General features: G+C 37.7%; 19 protein-coding genes and 1 tRNA gene. 7 read left to right on the top strand and 13 right to left on the bottom strand.

Annotation, left to right across the window (positions count from 1 at the left end):
• Positions 1-65 precede the first annotated feature (65 nt).
• A tRNA-Met gene (locus SJY44_RS06105) sits at positions 66-138 on the top strand.
• 42 nt (positions 139-180) lie between these two features.
• Positions 181-1,461 (top strand): tyrosine-type recombinase/integrase, encoded by a 1,281-nt coding sequence (locus SJY44_RS06100; protein WP_396591694.1) that lies wholly within the window; start codon positions 181-183, stop codon positions 1,459-1,461.
• 101 nt (positions 1,462-1,562) lie between these two features.
• Here the strand turns inward: SJY44_RS06100 and SJY44_RS06095 are convergent, their stop codons facing one another.
• From SJY44_RS06095 to SJY44_RS06075, 5 genes are all read right to left on the bottom strand, one after another.
• Positions 1,563-1,751: a hypothetical protein gene (locus SJY44_RS06095; protein ID WP_396591693.1), complete on the bottom strand. Its 189-nt coding sequence runs from the start codon at positions 1,749-1,751 to the stop codon at positions 1,563-1,565.
• Between the two features lie 74 nt (positions 1,752-1,825).
• Positions 1,826-2,386, bottom strand: a complete 561-nt coding sequence (locus tag SJY44_RS06090; RefSeq protein WP_396591692.1) for a hypothetical protein — start codon at positions 2,384-2,386, stop codon at positions 1,826-1,828.
• An 18-nt stretch (positions 2,387-2,404) separates the two neighbouring features.
• The gene (locus tag SJY44_RS06085; RefSeq protein ID WP_396591691.1) at positions 2,405-2,950 is read right to left on the bottom strand and encodes a lipocalin family protein; all 546 of its coding nucleotides are present in this window, start codon (positions 2,948-2,950) and stop codon (positions 2,405-2,407) included.
• Positions 2,951-3,721: 771 nt separating this feature from the next.
• Positions 3,722-4,039, bottom strand: a complete 318-nt coding sequence (locus tag SJY44_RS06080; protein ID WP_396591690.1) for a hypothetical protein — start codon at positions 4,037-4,039, stop codon at positions 3,722-3,724.
• A 1,350-nt stretch (positions 4,040-5,389) separates the two neighbouring features.
• Entirely contained in the window at positions 5,390-6,103 is a 714-nt protein-coding gene (locus tag SJY44_RS06075; protein ID WP_396591689.1) for a hypothetical protein, read from the bottom strand.
• 424 nt (positions 6,104-6,527) lie between these two features.
• On the opposite strand from SJY44_RS06075, the gene SJY44_RS06070 reads away from it, so the two are divergent.
• The 5 genes from SJY44_RS06070 to SJY44_RS06050 all read left to right on the top strand — a co-directional run bounded on the left by SJY44_RS06070 (position 6,528) and on the right by SJY44_RS06050 (position 10,424).
• Positions 6,528-7,763, top strand: coding sequence for a terpene synthase family protein (locus SJY44_RS06070; RefSeq protein WP_396591688.1), 1,236 nt, complete (start codon positions 6,528-6,530; stop codon positions 7,761-7,763).
• A 10-nt stretch (positions 7,764-7,773) separates the two neighbouring features.
• Complete coding sequence (locus tag SJY44_RS06065; protein WP_396591687.1) at positions 7,774-9,135, top strand: cytochrome P450; 1,362 nt, start codon at positions 7,774-7,776, stop codon at positions 9,133-9,135.
• Positions 9,136-9,381: 246 nt separating this feature from the next.
• Positions 9,382-9,798, top strand: coding sequence for a hypothetical protein (locus SJY44_RS06060; RefSeq protein WP_396591686.1), 417 nt, complete (start codon positions 9,382-9,384; stop codon positions 9,796-9,798).
• A 48-nt stretch (positions 9,799-9,846) separates the two neighbouring features.
• A complete protein-coding gene (locus SJY44_RS06055) occupies positions 9,847-10,071 on the top strand; it encodes a hypothetical protein (RefSeq protein WP_396591685.1) in 225 nt (74 codons plus the stop codon).
• A 26-nt stretch (positions 10,072-10,097) separates the two neighbouring features.
• Positions 10,098-10,424 carry a hypothetical protein gene (locus tag SJY44_RS06050; protein ID WP_396591684.1) on the top strand — a complete coding sequence of 109 codons (327 nt, stop codon included), beginning with the start codon at positions 10,098-10,100 and terminating at the stop codon, positions 10,422-10,424.
• 152 nt (positions 10,425-10,576) lie between these two features.
• Here SJY44_RS06050 and SJY44_RS06045 read toward each other — a convergent pair whose 3' ends face one another.
• From SJY44_RS06045 to SJY44_RS06010, 8 genes are all read right to left on the bottom strand, one after another.
• Positions 10,577-10,711 (bottom strand): hypothetical protein, encoded by a 135-nt coding sequence (locus SJY44_RS06045; RefSeq protein ID WP_396591683.1) that lies wholly within the window; start codon positions 10,709-10,711, stop codon positions 10,577-10,579.
• A gap of 40 nt (positions 10,712-10,751) precedes the next feature.
• Complete coding sequence (locus SJY44_RS06040; protein ID WP_396591682.1) at positions 10,752-11,312, bottom strand: hypothetical protein; 561 nt, start codon at positions 11,310-11,312, stop codon at positions 10,752-10,754.
• Positions 11,313-11,392: 80 nt separating this feature from the next.
• Entirely contained in the window at positions 11,393-11,908 is a 516-nt protein-coding gene (locus SJY44_RS06035; protein ID WP_396591681.1) for a lipocalin family protein, read from the bottom strand.
• Positions 11,909-12,126: 218 nt separating this feature from the next.
• Complete coding sequence (locus SJY44_RS06030; protein WP_396591680.1) at positions 12,127-12,762, bottom strand: hypothetical protein; 636 nt, start codon at positions 12,760-12,762, stop codon at positions 12,127-12,129.
• A 708-nt stretch (positions 12,763-13,470) separates the two neighbouring features.
• Positions 13,471-13,845 carry a hypothetical protein gene (locus SJY44_RS06025; protein ID WP_396591679.1) on the bottom strand — a complete coding sequence of 125 codons (375 nt, stop codon included), beginning with the start codon at positions 13,843-13,845 and terminating at the stop codon, positions 13,471-13,473.
• 48 nt (positions 13,846-13,893) lie between these two features.
• Positions 13,894-14,766 (bottom strand): hypothetical protein, encoded by an 873-nt coding sequence (locus tag SJY44_RS06020; protein ID WP_396591678.1) that lies wholly within the window; start codon positions 14,764-14,766, stop codon positions 13,894-13,896.
• A gap of 67 nt (positions 14,767-14,833) precedes the next feature.
• On the bottom strand, positions 14,834-15,082 hold the full coding sequence (locus tag SJY44_RS06015; protein ID WP_396591677.1) for a hypothetical protein: 249 nt from the start codon (positions 15,080-15,082) through the stop codon (positions 14,834-14,836).
• Positions 15,083-15,734: 652 nt separating this feature from the next.
• The gene (locus tag SJY44_RS06010) at positions 15,735-16,709 is read right to left on the bottom strand and encodes a lipocalin family protein (protein ID WP_396591676.1); all 975 of its coding nucleotides are present in this window, start codon (positions 16,707-16,709) and stop codon (positions 15,735-15,737) included.
• Positions 16,710-16,746: the final 37 nt, after the last annotated feature.

Here is a 16,746-nt window from a genome sequence, read left to right as displayed (position 1 = left end):
TTTTAGTGAATATTGGTTTTAATTTGGAAATAAGTGAAAAACCGTTGTATCTTTGCCGTCCACATCGCGGGGTAGAGCAGTAGGTAGCTCGTCGGGCTCATAACCCGAAGGTCCCTGGTTCGAGTCCAGGTCCCGCTACTTTTGAACCCATTGACAGTCAGGCAACTAAAACCTTTGTCAATGGGTTCTTTTTTTAATATCTTACAGACCGCACACAGAAACGCACAAAAATCAATTTTGAAAAGGAAATACACAGAACCTGTACTATACCATGGTGGTCCGACCTTTAACCTCAAGGCTAGATGGTACCTGTATTACAAATATGAACATCCCACCTTAAAGGACAAACATGGAAACCCGCTCATGGTCAGACAACCAAATATTACCATGAGTATCAACAGGTACTACAAAACCAAAGCCGAAAGGTTGCAACAATTTGGAGTCGTAAAGGAAGTTTTGTCGGAAATGCTTAAAGAGGGCTGCTCTCCATATCAGGAAAGGTTGAATCTTGGTTCCAAATCCATGGAATATACATCGGAGGCAGCACTCGACTATGCATATTCACTTAAAGTAGCTGGCCTATCCGAAACATCGATCCCCGATTACCGCAGTAGGCTCAACCGATTCAAAAAATACCTTGGGACAAAGAACCTACTTAAAAAAAGTATTCTTGGTATCAGCAAACAGACCGTAAATGAATATCTGAACGAAATCGCCAAAGCTTCCAGCGCCCGGAACAGAAACAATACAAGAATTGTTCTGAGTTCCCTGTTCGGTGAGCTAGAACACAATGAAATTATTCCAAAAAACTTTGTCGAGGACATAAAGGTAAGTGATACCAATTCCATCAGATATCAAACATACCCCTTGGAAGTATTGGAGGGCCTGTTCGAATACATGAAAGAAAATGACCCGTTGTTATTATTGTTCATCAAATTTGTCTCTTACAATTTCTTGCGCCCTATAGAGGTCTGTCGTTTAAAGGTAAAGGACGTTTCCTTAACACACAAACAGATATATTTCAAGGCAAAGAACAAGCTCCTAAAAACCAAGATCATACCCGATATCGTAATCAAGGAAATAAAACACCTGGACTTTTCAATACAAAATAACTTTTTGTTCACCCCCAACGGTGTGGGTCCCTGGGATACGAAAGAGACCTATAGGCGTGGATATTTCACCGATAGGTTCAAAAAATTAAAGGAAAAATACAATAAACACCTTGTTGAAAAGGGAGAAACACTTCAACTGGGCGGTGAGTACACTATCTATTCATTTAGGCACACTTTTATTACACTGCTCTTTAGAAAGTTCCGGAAGGAATATGCCTATACAGAAACATGTGACAGATTAATGCTCATAACAGGTCATTCTACCTTGGACGCATTAAAGTCTTATTTGAAGGATATCGATGCAGAACTTCCTGAGGATTACAGCGGATTACTGACACTTGATATTTAATGTTTTTGTTCCATTGCACATTGTTTCACAAAGAGTGGTTTTAATTGGGTACAGGGTTGTTTGGGTCGAAGTTTAAAATCTTATGCCTTCCAATAGATGCGCTATTGTATAGAAAAAGATTGCTTGAGCAGAAGTGCCCTGTAGTAATTCTTCAATTTCTCTTCTTCAGTGAGTTTATACCTTGCAGCCACGCTTGATTGTTTTTGCACCAAAATTGCTTCAACTTCCTCAACGGTCAAAGCCTCCACAATTACATGCATAATCTTACTCGCCGTCAAACCAATTTCCATCTTGTATTTTAGTTTTTTAGAATTTTTCTAACATACATTGTCTAAATATGTGTTATGCATCGTTTATTTAAACCTTAATCCTTTTCCATTTCCTCCATCATCCGGTCGAAAGTGGTGATCCCGGTGTAGAGCCTGCCCCCCAAACTGATTATGGGACTGGACAAGGAATTCATTTCTTGGGTCGATCTGGACAAAATTTGGCCCAATTGTTCTTTTACTTCGGGCGTTTCATCCAGGGAAACATTTATAAAGATGAAATTTCCGGTATTGAGCTGGCCTATAATGCTATCGCAGGCATCACAGCCCTTGGATGTATAGATGGTAATCTGCTTCTTTTTCTTTGGCCTGACCTTGGAGGACGGGATGTCCAATACCTCGGATTCCTTTTTCCGTGCCCGTTTTGGTAAACTGTCATTGGTCCTAAGATCAAGAGGTATCGGTATAGGTTGAATCTGGGGTTTGACCCTCATATACTCTTGCCAGCGATATGATTCCAGAACATCTGCCATTACCGAGGTTTCTAGACTTGATACGCGCCTTAACAACTGGTATTTGGCTTTTGGGGATAAACTATCGTCCCGTTCAACAGCACGTTTTTTGACCAAGAATCGGGCAACGGTGGATTGGAACTCCAAGGCTTGATTGGGGGGCCATTACCAAATACGGTTGATACTTGGCAGTGATCTCCTTGGTTTCAAACGGATGTTCCGGTCAATTTGCAATGCGTAAAACGTTTGTCCTTGTAAGAAAGGGACCGATAATAGAAATAGGCCAAAAGCCAGGGCAGTACGCATGAAATGTCGATTGCTCTCCACAATCTTTAATATCAGAGTAAATTCAGCTGTTTCAGTATCACCGTCATAGATAGAAAGCAGATTCCCAAAAGTCGAGTATGTTCCAGTATCGGTCGATGTTTCAACGATAACATCTCCATTATCGGTATAAGAGTAAGATTGAAAGTCACTAAATGTTCCATCTGCATTGAAGGTAATTCTAATGAAATTATCGGCATCAATGGTTTCTGTTGTTATACCGTCCGAAACATTGTTTGTAAACTCCTCTGTTGAGCTTGAAGCCTGTAACCAGGTGCCTACTATGGGCGGAACATACTCTTCGCTATTGCATGAAGTAGATAATGTTGTCGTAAATACTACTACTGCCAAAGGAATTATTGCTTTCATTTTCCCTGATCTGTTCATTTTTTTTTAAAATTTATAGTTAATTATATTAATCTCAATATCTAAAATTGGTGAGGGTTTTAAACTTGTGGGCAATGGCTGTTGCTGTTGCTGTTGCATTGCCCAGTAAAGTGTTCGATAATTTGGCGGTGTAAAAGCCATGGCATATAAATTGAATGATTCATGTGATTGTTTCCCACAATCTTTTCCCGGTTGGCTCTCTCTCGTTAATGTATTTATCTCTATCCATTTTTGCACCAGATGCTCCCTTGTCAATATATGACCTATCAATGCCTTTTGCCTTAAGATTCACCTTTCCTCCGGTCAAGGGAAGTTTTCATAAGGGCGAGGATATAGCAAATTAAGTCTCCGTCGTCGTCTGAACCTCATGTATAAAAACCAACCTGAAAAATGAAAAAGGCCCTCGAGGGTCAACTATTGACACAGTCATTCCCATGAAAACCAATCCCTTTCTAAGAAGATTGACTCTGGGAAATTTTAATTTTTAACATGAAACCGTATTACAAAAAGTGTTGAAGTCAGTAAATTTGGGGACGAAAAAGAAGATTTGGGGGATGGTGAAAATCTACTTTTGAACTTTTTACCGATAATAAAAATATTACGCCAAAAACTACCTTAGGTTCCCCTTGGGAAATACAGCTTAAGTAGTGATGCCTTTTTCAATAAAAAGAGTATGGATAGGCCTTAACAATTCTAAACAATACTTTTCTTTTTGGTCTTCATCGTAGATGCGGTGTATTTGTTTCCTAGAGCACGTAAAATAATAATCTTTTATTTGAACTTTGATATTTTATCTTCTGCTTTTTTTAACTCTTCTTTGAATTCTTTCAATTTTGGTTCAATATCACTTCTACCTAATGAAACTAATGAATTAAAAACAGAGATGGCTTTCCGTAAAACTCGTACTTCGTCAGACAACATCTTTTTTTTACGATATAAAATTGCCAATCTTCGATAAGGAAAGCTACCTTCAAAACTCTCAGAGATGTTTGCTTCGTAAAGAGCCTTGGCTTCTAATACCTTATCCTCCTTTTCCAACTGCTTTCCCATCAAATTCCTTTGAACCTGGGTGTCGAAATTATTACTCATCGTTTTTGTAAGTGAAATATATGGTTCGAATTATTATCACTAACAGGATTATTCCACATGTCCAAATAGCAAGTATTTCTATTAAATCTGCAATATCGCTACTCTCAGGTGATTTTATTACATTTTGGATCATCGTTTATTTAGATTTTAATAATGAAAGAACATATTTAATATTTGCTCCAATTAATGCCCCTGGTGTAATTGCATGAATGAAACCTTGGTTAAAATAGAAAGAAGCACTAAGTATTATTATACCAAGAAGAAATAAGGTAACTGAATATGTAACCTTATAGAAAAAGTCTGATGTTGGTTCTTTTGAATTCATGTTATCGTTTAATTAGGTATCATTTTAATTGTGCATGGTTTTGTACAAGAATGAATGCCAGCAGTCCTATAATTTTAAAATAACGACGGAGATTTTAATACCAAAGTCCGTCGTTAATACTAACCACTAACTCAAAAAAAAAATCAACTCTCACTTGTTGGGCATTAAAAATCGATTCTTTACAGAAATTATCATACAATAAGTGCTGGTATTATTTAAAAATGGGACATAGGAAGGAAATATTGGGATATTGCAAAGTTTTTTGGGATAATTAGGAATTAAGCAATCCCCTTTGACGACTTGTTCGTCCCGGTTTTAATCGATATGGGCACATTTTATCGTCCAATCCCATAATAAAAATCAATCTTTGTTGTCAACTAGTGTTCATCAATAGTCAATGGAGTGATAACGTAGGGTTAAATTACCCATTGGTTTTAAGGGTAAAAGCTTTTTTGATTTATTGAGTTAGTTTAATAAAAGCGGCGGGGATTTGGAATAGCAGTCCCCGTCTTCTTTTTGTTGAACATGGTCCAATACCAATTTTTGATTTGACTTTCCAGATAGACCGTACACATCAATATATAGAATAGGGCGGAATGTAAATTCCTAAAAAAAGCATCTGATTGTTTCAATCAGGTGGCTCGGAATTTTGACCAGCGGGAAAATGGAGAAGCAAGAGGGCAACACGCTAAAGCGACGTTACGTATCCCATTTACTGCGTCAAGCCCCTGTTTATAAGGGGTTTCAGAGATTGGTCAAAAACATGAAATATGGTGATTTACAGCAAAAACGCTCAAACCCCCAGTAAACAGGTAATTATTTGCAGCAAAAAATGGAAAAATTCTCAAAATATCAATTTTCTGGCATCAATAATTTGGAAGAGGTGTTTTGAAGTAAACAAAAACTCTTTGCAAAAAGCGGATACTGTAAAGAGTATAATAAAACGTGGGATTAAAACACGCAAGTTCAATTAGCGTTATTTGAACTTTAGAGAACTGGACTAGGGCTTTTCATAGGAAGTTTTGTTAGCCGCTGTTATTTAATAGACGGTGATTAACAACTGCTGAACTAATATTTCTCCATTGAACTGAATCCGCAAGAACGAATTTTACCATTCCATTCTCTTTATTTGAAATCAACCTAGATTGGAAGTCCATTTTATTCTCGTTTAAATAAAAAAACAAAATCATATCGCTAGTGAAAATTCCATAATGGTCGTCAGACATTTGAAACGCAGTTAGGATTCCGGTAAATTTTTTTGGACCATCTTTAGGTTTATACGCCATTAGATGATACTTCGGATATTGCTCAATTGAATTTAAATTTTCCAACAATTCTTTATGAGTCGGATAGAGATTAGTTTTTAAGAAAAAACCAATTTCCGATTCTACTTCGGTAGGTAATTTGAAATTCTTGAAAAGTGGGTTTGACGTCATTGAAAGTCGCCAAATAATTGAAAAGTAGAATAATTTGAATAATAACGGGTTTAAATCAATACAGTTTAATATTTCGTTTGGACCAATTTTAGAAATTTCAAACTTGTCCTTTCTATTTGAATAGTCATTTATAGATTTTAATTTTCTCGCAAAGTAAGTTTCTAAAATTTCTATTTGCTTTTCACATTCAGAACATATCAAAAAGTCCTGTTTCGGGATGTCTTGTATTTTTCTAGGTTTTCCACTTTTGTCCACTTGAAACGTGTGACGTGGCTTTATATCTCGAAATAGCGGTTTGCCCAAAAATTTGGGTATGATATGCGAATTTTTTTTGTCCGCTATGTTTGTATTGCAAAGAGGGCAGAGGTTCATTTATAATGTTCGTTAATATACATTGTTTACAAAAGTTATAGATCATAGTTTACACTAAGTTGGTTTCTAACCTTACTGATTGTTCTTTCTTTCTAAACACATGTTCATCGAAGTAGCCTAAAAATACGTTTCTATAAAATACCCTCCAAATACCATTCCCAATGTCCAGAGCCCTGATATGTTTACCTTGGAGCGAAGCGGAAAGGTAAACCCAATTATAGGCCTTCAAAAACAGGGAAGCCTTTAGGCCTTTTTAAAAATTACCCAAAAAATGCCATCATCCATGTTAAATGGGAAATTGTCCATGGTTTAGCATATCCAGGACAAGTAATTTTATAGGAAAAGCCCTACTATTATGGATGTAAATACGAATCTTGGATATCAAGTATTATCTGATAGTTTTCATGAAGTGTTCGGTCCTCATATAACATATGATGATGACCAATGGAAAGAAGTCCTTAAAGCTATGTATCTATGTGACGATTGGTTATCAAAATGGATTGGTATTGGTAAGAAGTCCGAGCTTTCCCCAAAATCAAATTGCGGGTACCAAAAACAAAGAACAGAATATGTTCATAATCTGTTGAAACAATATGACCTAGGTAAGTTTTCCCAAAAAGCTACCGATCTTGGTCTATTGTACTGTTTCTATACTTATCCCCATGGTATTAAACCCCAAGATGCCAGCAATGGGAAACGTATTGGCGAGTTTTCAAAGGCACATACATATTTGGTGTTGGCAACAGCATCGATATGGCTCCTTGATATGTTGTTTGATGATGTGCGTGAACTGTACGTTAATGGGAAATCAATTCTTGGAATTGTGGATCAAGTTTTAATTCATTTTGATGGAATTGAAGATAAAAATGTACACGAGGTCAGAACACCTCCGGACGTTTCCAATATTACGGAAAACAAACAGATCCAAAAAGTGTTCTATGAATTTTGCATTCTATTTGATCTTTGTTATATAGAAGGATATAAGGTACTTACATCCGAAACCCTTAAAATTGTATTTGATGAATATCGACGACAGATCGTATACTTCCATGGTGAAATAGAAAAGTATACACATTCAAATGATTCACCTGTTCTTGAGGAATATATGAATACCCGGGTTCTTTCATCAGGGTTTCAATGGGTCATTGTAAATCATATGCATATTCTTGGTCAAGAACGTAGTATTGGTGACCACTCACGGATAACCGATTTTCTAAAGTCGGAGATGACAAAATCTTCAGTGCGGTCTGCAGCGGAATATTGTTGTTTGATAAATGATGTATTTTCCATTCTTAGCGATTCAGAACATCTAGTTGACAATCCAGTCGTATTTCTCGGTAAGCAAGAATATCCGGATAAGTCCAAGGAAGAACAATTGTCCGCCGGAATTGATATGTCCATTGATATTGCACGAGATTCTTTCTCTAAACTTATAAATCTGCTACAAGATATATCCACCTCTTCGGAATTGGACAAAAAAACATATGATCTATATATCGAAGTTCTACTCTTTGTGTGCTTTAGCTCTACGACCTTTCATATTCTTTCTCCCCGCTATAATTTGGAGCTTTGTAAGAAATACTTACTATAGGAGATAACATGTGAAAAATTTAATAATTTATAATGATATGACACCCAAAAAGATTCCCAAAGTCAAGCCCGATAGCTGGTTATTTGGTAACATGAAATCTTTCTCCAAAGATCCAGATAGGTTTTTGAAAAAATGTGCAGAAACCTATGGTGATATTTTTCAATTCAGAATAGCGCATAAAAGATTTATAGCAATCAATCATCCAGACTATATACAACATGTATTACAAACAAATCATCGTAATTATAAACAGTTTTCTCTTGTCAAACTGATCATAAAAGTAATAGGTGATGGTCTTTTTGCTTTAGAAGGCGAACAATGGAAGAAAGAGCGCCGTTTGATGCAACCCTATTTTCATAAAGAAATGGTTCGCTCCTATTTTACAATAATTGATAATCATGCAAAAAAGATGTTCAAGGATTGGCCATCAAAGCCCGAGCTATGGCTTCGTTCCGAGATGGGCGATCTTGTGCTGGATATCACCTCGAAATGTTTACTGGGAGAGAATGTAGAAGGTGGTGCTGCTATCATTAAAGAAAATCTTTTTTATGGCATGGTTACAATAATGGGGCATGTCAAATCCCCTATACAGCCACCTTTATGGTTTCCAACGGCAAAAAATCAAAAATTCAATAAATCAGTTACGAAACTCAAAAAATTTCTAATTGAGGTCATAAGAAGCAAAGAAAAGGAAGAAAACCTTACGGGAAATGATTTGATGACCATGTTTATCCTCCTCGAAAGAAGTGGAGAGATCCCCAAAAAACAGATTTATAATGAGTTCGTGACTCTTATGTCAGCGGGATATGAAACTACTGCAACAGCCCTGTTTTCATTGATAGTAAATGTATATAAAGATGACGCTATTAGAAAAAAAGTGGTCGAAGAATATAATCGTGTCACCAAAGGCGGCCCTATTAAAGTTGAACACGTCGGTCAGCTTCAATATGTCAATAACGTAATCAATGAAAGCTTACGGTTATGGTCTCCTGCCTTTATGCAAGGTAGGGAAGCGATTAAAAATGAGAAAATGAATGGTTATCCCATTAAGAAAGGAGATACAATTCTAATAGTTTCACAACTGATTCATCGTAACAAAAAATTTTGGAAAAATCCGAATGTTTTTGACCCAGATCGTTTTGATCAGGAACTTCCTCATAAATATGCTTATATACCATTTGGAAGAGGTCCCAGAATGTGTATTGGAATGAATCTTGCACTTATGGAGATGCAAGTTATTTTGTATCATATGCTAAAATCGAATTTTGAAATAGAAGTTCCTTCTAATACAGAAATCGAATACGAAGTAACTCTTGCCTATAGGCCAAAAACTGATATCCGTGTTATAAAACCCATAACAAAGAAACATTAGTACTCAATGGAGAATACTTTTTAACTCTCCTCCTATTCCGAAAAAAATTAACCTACTTTAAAAAGATGCCTATTTAACCTAATGATTACAATTTTTAATAGAGCTTTGATTCTCTGATATTGGATTGGTGACCACATAGCTGCATATTTGGCCAACTTGTTTCGCAGGCCCTATAAACAAAGAGATTCTGAAAACAACGAAAAATGTTAAAAAGAGAAATCTGTGGATTTTTAAATGCCTATTTACATGCCTCCCAAGGACTTTTTCGTTTTTCACACCTATGTGGTCACTGGGCCTTTTAGCCAACCTGCCAATAACCTTCAACGGACCATATGCTTGAATAGGATGTTGGCCTTACAGCTTAAAGGGTCCGTTCTCTCTGCCCATATCCCTTCAGGAACGCTAAGGCATGGGGACGAACCAAGCGGTCAACCCAATCCATACGCTATAACCAAGGGAGCTCCCGGGAGGATCCTTTATCAAGTCCCTTTTGATTTAAGGACGTTTCTAGCTTCAAATACTTTTTTTTCCACTACAAATATTCAATGGGGCGTGCAAACTCCAAAAAAAATAGGGTATCCACCAAATCATAGATTTGGCGAACCCACCGCCATTTTTTTGGGCTTATTGCCCTTGTCACCCCATTTAGACCCTTGTATGTAAAAATAAAGTATTATGATTGATTTTAAAAAATACCGAGATAAGGCATACATGAAGTATGCAAGTCCAGATACTAAGGACCTTATAAGAAAGATACAAAATGACGCCCGAGATTCACCTTACTTATCATTAGATTTAAAAGAATTTATATTACTAGAATTTAAACACTATAACCTAAGCGAACTCCCAGAAATCATTGAAAATACAATTCGTTTTTTTCAAAAAGGAGATTATGATGAAATGTATGATATACTCAAACCACATTTTAACGACTAAAGTCTAAATAACCAATTAGCAATTACTTGAAAAAATATGCAATATTAACTTACATGGCATCTGGGATGTCATATGGAACCGCTCCAGATGAGTCTGGTCCCGCACGTTTGAATATTGGTGAGTCCAATACTTCTCACCGAAAACCTGACAAAGCAGCTCAAGATGTAATTAGAGATGAGGAAGGCAAAATCATCGTTTATTTGAACTTTTGTATGAAAGTTAAATCCAACCTATGCTTTCCAAAATCCACGGAACAATTACAAGAAGGAAGGAAACAAGAATACCAAACAGCCAATATTTTGCCTCAAAATCTTTCTGCTCTTTGGTTTCGTACCATCGTCTCCCATACTTAGACCCATAACTTACTATTTTTTGAGAATCTTTGATTTCTTCTTTCGTTTTTTTTCTCCAAGGTTTAAAAATAAATAGCCCAGATCCAATCAGTACGGTTAGCACGTAAACAATATCCGACCAATCATTTCCAGAAGTAATTCTCATCCTTTATTTATACTTTACGTTTATAATGATATTCTGTTTTATCATAGACAATTGAAGATGAATGGATAATAAATGTTCTGGAATCTTCTTTTAATAGTTCTCCAAAGGTAATTAGCTCATTGTTTTTCCATACTTCCACCATATTTTTTGTTTTAGTAGGGTTGCCATGGCGCGAAACGGCCTCAATCCCTTTCCATTTCCTCCATCATCCGGTCGAAAGTGGTAATCTTAGTGTAGAGCCTGCCCCCCAAACTGATTATGGGGCTGGACAGGGAATCCATCTCTTGGGGCGATCTGGACAAAAATTGGCCCAACTGTTCTTTTACTTCGGTGCTTTCATCTAGGGAAACACTTCTAAAAATGAAATTTCCGGCATTGAGCCGGCCCATAATGCTATCACAGGCGCTACAGCCCTTGGATGTATAGATGGTGATCTGCTTCTTTGGCCTGACCTTGGGCGGTGGGATGTCCAATACCTCGAACTCCTTTTTCAACGCTCGTTTTGATAAACTGTCATTGGTCTTTAGTGTTTTGGTGTAGACCGGGCGTTTGTCCCGAAATAAAATAATGGTCTTTAAGTGGACCTTTGATGCTGCGGGAACCCTGATCCATTTGGGTTTGGCGGCACTCTGTCTAAAATTGGTGCCCTTTACCTCAAATAGCACATCATAGTCTGTAAAGGTCCTGTTCTCGGCAAAAAAAGCGATCCGGTTCCTGGATTTGGTTTCCGTCACCTTGACCATGCCCGTCTGGGACCGTGCAAGGGACGTCGTAAAACAAAGCAATAGGGCAATGCATGTACCACTTCTCCAATATATGCCCATTACTGTCTGTTATAGGTAGCTGTTGTAACCAATCTCTTTTGATCGCCATTTTCAGTAAATTCCTCTACATACTCAATGACAAGCTGTGTCCCGCTCAAAGTAAATTCAATGGTGTCCGCATCGGTCTTTCCGTCATAGGTAACGGAAAGTATCTTTCCACTGATCGAATATGTTCCGATATCGGTCGATGTTTGAACAACAAGATCTCTATTATCCGAATAAGAGTAAGATTGAAGGTCACTGAATGTTCCGTCCGCATGGAAGGTAATTCTAATGAAGTTACCGGCATCAACGGTTTCCGTTATTGTATCGTCAGAAACATTGTTTGTAAACACCTCGGTTGAGCTTGAAGCCTCTAACCAAGTGCCCACTATGGACGGTTCTTTACAACGATGGTGTTCCATGTTATTGCTTTTGCTTGAAGTGGCAAACATTACCACTGTTAACAGAATCATTATCTTGCGCATAATGCCTATTCGTTCCCGCGATCTTTTCTCGGCTGGGTCTCTTCCCATAATTTTTTGAAGGCTTCATCTTTTTCAAAATGTTTCCACCATATTGATTTCACGAATGCTTTATCGGACGAAAATTTGTCTTGGACCAATATCCTGATATCCGCCATGAGGCTTTTCTTCTCTTCTTCCAGCCTTTGGTTCTCTTTCCGGATTTGTTTGTACCGTTTCCATCTGAAGTATCTACCTCTTCCCATTTCAAGAGTTGTTCAGCCGTCCAGTTAAAACCTCCATCCAAAATTCAAGCCGCCCCTTGGTTGCACCTCCCAACCAACAAAGTCATCGCTCGGCAATCCAAGGTTCCTTCCCAATCCCACACCTAAGTCTATAAGAAAACCGCTCTGACTTATCCATTTCCAACCAATTCCTGCGCCTATGGAGGTATCAAAAAAAGAACTTTCATTTGTTGTAAAAGAATCATTTATACTTTCGTAAAACCACTCTTCAAAAATGAAAAACTTCAAGAATCCTTCCGCATAAAATCCTCTGGCCCCGTAATCCTCTTTGGAAAAGAAATATTGTCTGTAGTAAGGTGTCAAAGAGTATTTTTCATAATCTGTATAACCATAATCATCCCCATCCAGGTTGACAAACAGGTCCACGCCGATTCCAGAGTATCGCCCCAAGATATACTCATACCTGGGACTAAGGGCCGGAATGGCTATTGCCGAGATAACGTCGATACTTATCTCGTTTCTTTTGGCCACGGAAAACTTCTCGATCCTCTTTTCCGAATCCGTGGGTTCATCCTCCTGACCAAAGGCACAGATTGAAATCAAAAAAGCAGAAGAAATAATCAAAAGGTCTTTCATATCACTGTATTTGTTATTCATTACTCTATTAAGAATCGTTTTCATAACAACGGGGACATTGTTGGCTAAGCCCCGTAAGCCAAGCCCCCGTCGTCGTACTAACACTAACAAATGAAAAAACTAACCTTGAAAATGAAAAGGCACTCAAGGGCCAACCTTGGGCACAGCCACTCCCATGAACACCAATCCCATTTAAGAAGATTGCCTAGGGTAAATCTCAATTTTTAATATGAAACTATGTGATAAAAAGTGTTGAAATCAGTTGAGTTGGGGACTGAAAAGGGGATTGGTGGGACAACAGGAATGTGCTTTTGGGCTTTTCGTCAAAAACTTCCTCCGGTTCCCTCCGGGAAATGCAGCTTAAGTGATGATGCTCTTTTCAATAAAAAGAGGCTAGCTAGCCCTAAACAATTCTAAATAATACTTTTTTTTTGGCCTTCATCGTAGATACGGCGTATTTGTTTCCTAGAGTACTTAAAATAATGATTTACAGAAAAACCAATTAGGGAATACCAATATAAATAATTCTTATGTCTCTAGATTAAATGTTGATTCATGAACATTCTTAGGGAACACTTTTTTATTAAATTTCACCTTAAGACCTATTTTCGCATATAGTTTGAAGATTTATGAACAAATGACATTGGATACTTGTAAATGAAGTTCATTAATATTTACATAAATTGTACCTTTATGACATCAAAGAAGAGCAAATTATATCTTCAAAGTTCTTTTTTTGGTTTTAGTGTACAATCAGGTGTGCATATTTTGAAAAAGTGAAATAAAATACTGAATAACAGTGATATACAAAAGGGTGGTTAAGTCTGCCACACCGCAACCGCTTTTCTCCATTACAAAAGCGTTATAGGCTCCACCCCGTAGGTTTTCAAAGAACGGTGTTCCCTGATAAATAAGGCCATCGAGGGAATATTCAAAATCTCCAGAATTGAGCGTTAAAATGGTCAAATCCCAGTGATCCGACACTGCTCTGTCTATAACCGGATTATCAATTTGTGAAAGTTGAATCGTTTTGGTGGCAGAACAACCATTTTCAGTTGTAACGATAACGGAATACGTACCTGGGGACACCACGATTATTTCTTTGGTGGTCTCTTTCGTGTTCCACAAATAGGAAGCATTGGTCAGATCTGCTGCTGATAGCGAAATTGATTGTCCTTAGCAGAAAGCCAAACTTTCGCCTTCCAACACAGGCAAATCAAAATAAACAATTGAAACTGCGGTTCGTGTGTTGGAAATACAATTTGTTGTTTTGCTCACTGCCTCCGCATAATAAGTGCCTGAAATTGTTGTGGAGTATAGCGCAGAATCCTCTGCCAATAGGTTGCCTCCAGTAGGTGCATCATACCAATTGACCAGGACATCGTTTGGAACCGAAACCTGAACGCCCCCGAGATTATCCACACATGGTTCCACATCACCTTGGCTTATGGGCTCATCTGGAATACCAACAATAGTTACATGAAAAACATTCGAAAAAACACTACAACTTGAATTTGCCAGATTAATGGCATCCTCGGCAACCTTTACCCTATAGAAAGTAATGGTGTTGAGAGGTGCTATGAAAATAGGAGTGGTTTCACCGATAAGGTCATTCCAATTTGTTCCATCCGCACTTTCCTGCCATTGATAGGCATGGGTACTGTAAACGGAAAAATCAGGGTCGGCGGTCAAAGTCGTTGTTATCGGTGCTTGACTTTCGCAAACCGTAATGGAAGTGCTGTTGGTGCTGTCTGTAAGTAAAATAGTATCACCGCAACTTTTGAATACGATGTCGTCAATGCCAACGTCATTGCCACATCCCCCGGCGCCGTTGTTCAACATTTTTAAAATGACCGAGGTTTGACCCGACAAAGTCTGGAATACCAGGGCATATTGTTCCCAAGTAGGAGAAGCTTTGTCAAAAATATCACCGGTATCACCGGTCGCCAATAACCGTGTGTTTGTATTGTCCCATGCTTCAAACTTTAAATTCACCGGGATGCCTCCTTGTAGCCCACAGCCAATACTTGTGCTCGACACCAGATTCATTATCCATGAGGAAAATTCATAAGAGGTGTTTTCACAAAGCCCGCTAACTGTACGTCGAAAAAATTTCCTAGGCGTATGGCTTGGCATTTACTATAAGTAATTTTCCATTGGTGTCGCCTGTATGGTCCGTGGTATCGAACCACACTCCTTGGTAATAATTGGTTCGACTCGAAATCGTATACTCTCCGTCGGCTGGCGCGCCGTCCACATAGGGATAAGTGGTAGTGCCAGGAGGTAGTGGAGGACCATTTTGGGTTCCCGTGCCAAAGGTTTCCGTAAAAATCGCATCGCCATAATTACCACCGCAAAAACCCAATTGTGCATTCGACTCCTGAAAAAAAAGACCAAATAAAACCAGAAAAAAGAAAAAATAAGTTCACATTCTTTTGATAAAATTTGCCTCGTATAGTAAGATGCTGATTAAGCTAAGATGGTTCTGTTAATATTGCTTTAAATCACAAATTAATCCTTATGCACAAAATATCCTATAAAAAGTGCCGGGGCCTATTAAAAATGGGATGTTAAATGGTGTTTTTGGGATAATAAGAGTGGGCAATCCCTTTTTATGGTTTGTTCGTCCCAGTTTTAATCGATATGGGCACATTTTATCGTCCGGTCCTGTACTAAAAATCGACCTTTGTTATCAACTAGTTTTCATCAATGATCAATGGAGTGATAATGTGAGGTTAAATTACCCATTGGTTTTATAGAGTGACGCTTTTTTAATTTAGTGAGTTTGAGTTAATAATAGCAGCGACGGGGATTTAAAGTAGCAATCCCCGTCGTTTTTCCCGTTTGGTATATATCCAGTTATTGCTTCAATACCAATACTTTCAAGGGAGCATTGGTTTGGAAACGCCCCGTCATCTTTTTCACAGGGTAAAAAATTACAGCAATCTAAAACATTACCACAAACGGCTTAAATAAAAGACGTTTTATATTTCTGATTTATCGAATAGACAGGTCCCTTATATCTTCTTATAAACAAATTCCCTAACCTGTTCATTGGCATTACTATCAGTGAATGTATATATAAGTTTAATGGTATAACTGTCTTCCAACAACAGTTTGATTCCAGAGATGTTTTTAAGTACTATGGTCTTTTCGTCTTTTACAACATATTCCAGCGTGCTCGTTTTGATAAATTGACATTCTGCATCAGTATCAAAAACAACCACGTCATTTCCTTTGGGAATTGTTGCCTTAATGCTTGCTGGAAAAGGATAACTTACGCTTACATTGTAGTCTAACAAATCTCTACGATTAAAGGTTTTTTTGTGCTGAATAAACTCAAAAACACTTTGGGGTTTAAATTCTATCGTGTTTTCTTGAAGGCAATCTTGGTCAGCGTCGATTTTCCACTTTCCCAATACAATTTGAATTACCTCTGTTCCATCAAAAGTGTTGTCATCATCGTCATCTGTTTCCTGGCCATCGGTTTCGAGATTGTCCGTTGCTTCTTCCGCATTTTCCTCTAACTCTGCATTGTCACTTCTAATAAAAACATCTATTTGGTCTTGTTCCCCGTTACCATTGGTAACCTTGGAAGTAATCTGTAGGGTATCGTCAATCAACTCGATTTCAGAATCAAAATTAAAAAAAGTGACCCTGTTCAAACCAATGACCGTATAGTTCCCGGATTGCGCATCTGTTCGAGAACAAAGATCTGTGGAGCCACTTCCCAATTTTAAAAAAGTTAATTCATAAGTACCATCTTGATCAAAAGTGGCCGTTGAATTTTTTAAGCATTTGAATTCAGATGGTGAAACGTTTTCATTGTCAATAGTGCTACTTACCAATTTCCAATCTCCAACCAATTTTTCTTTAGTGGCCGTTATCTCCTCACTGTCTTCCGGCTTGGCATCATCATCGGAATTACACGAAAAAAATGCTAGCGCAAACAGCATGAACAATAATGGGTTATAAGTTTTAATACGTATCATTTTTTTATCGATTTTTATATATGATCTGAATTTTTTA

The sequence above is a fragment of the Allomuricauda sp. R78024 genome, from assembly GCF_044596045.1.
Classification (GTDB): domain Bacteria; phylum Bacteroidota; class Bacteroidia; order Flavobacteriales; family Flavobacteriaceae; genus Flagellimonas.
This window is presented reverse-complemented; position numbering and strand designations above follow the sequence as displayed.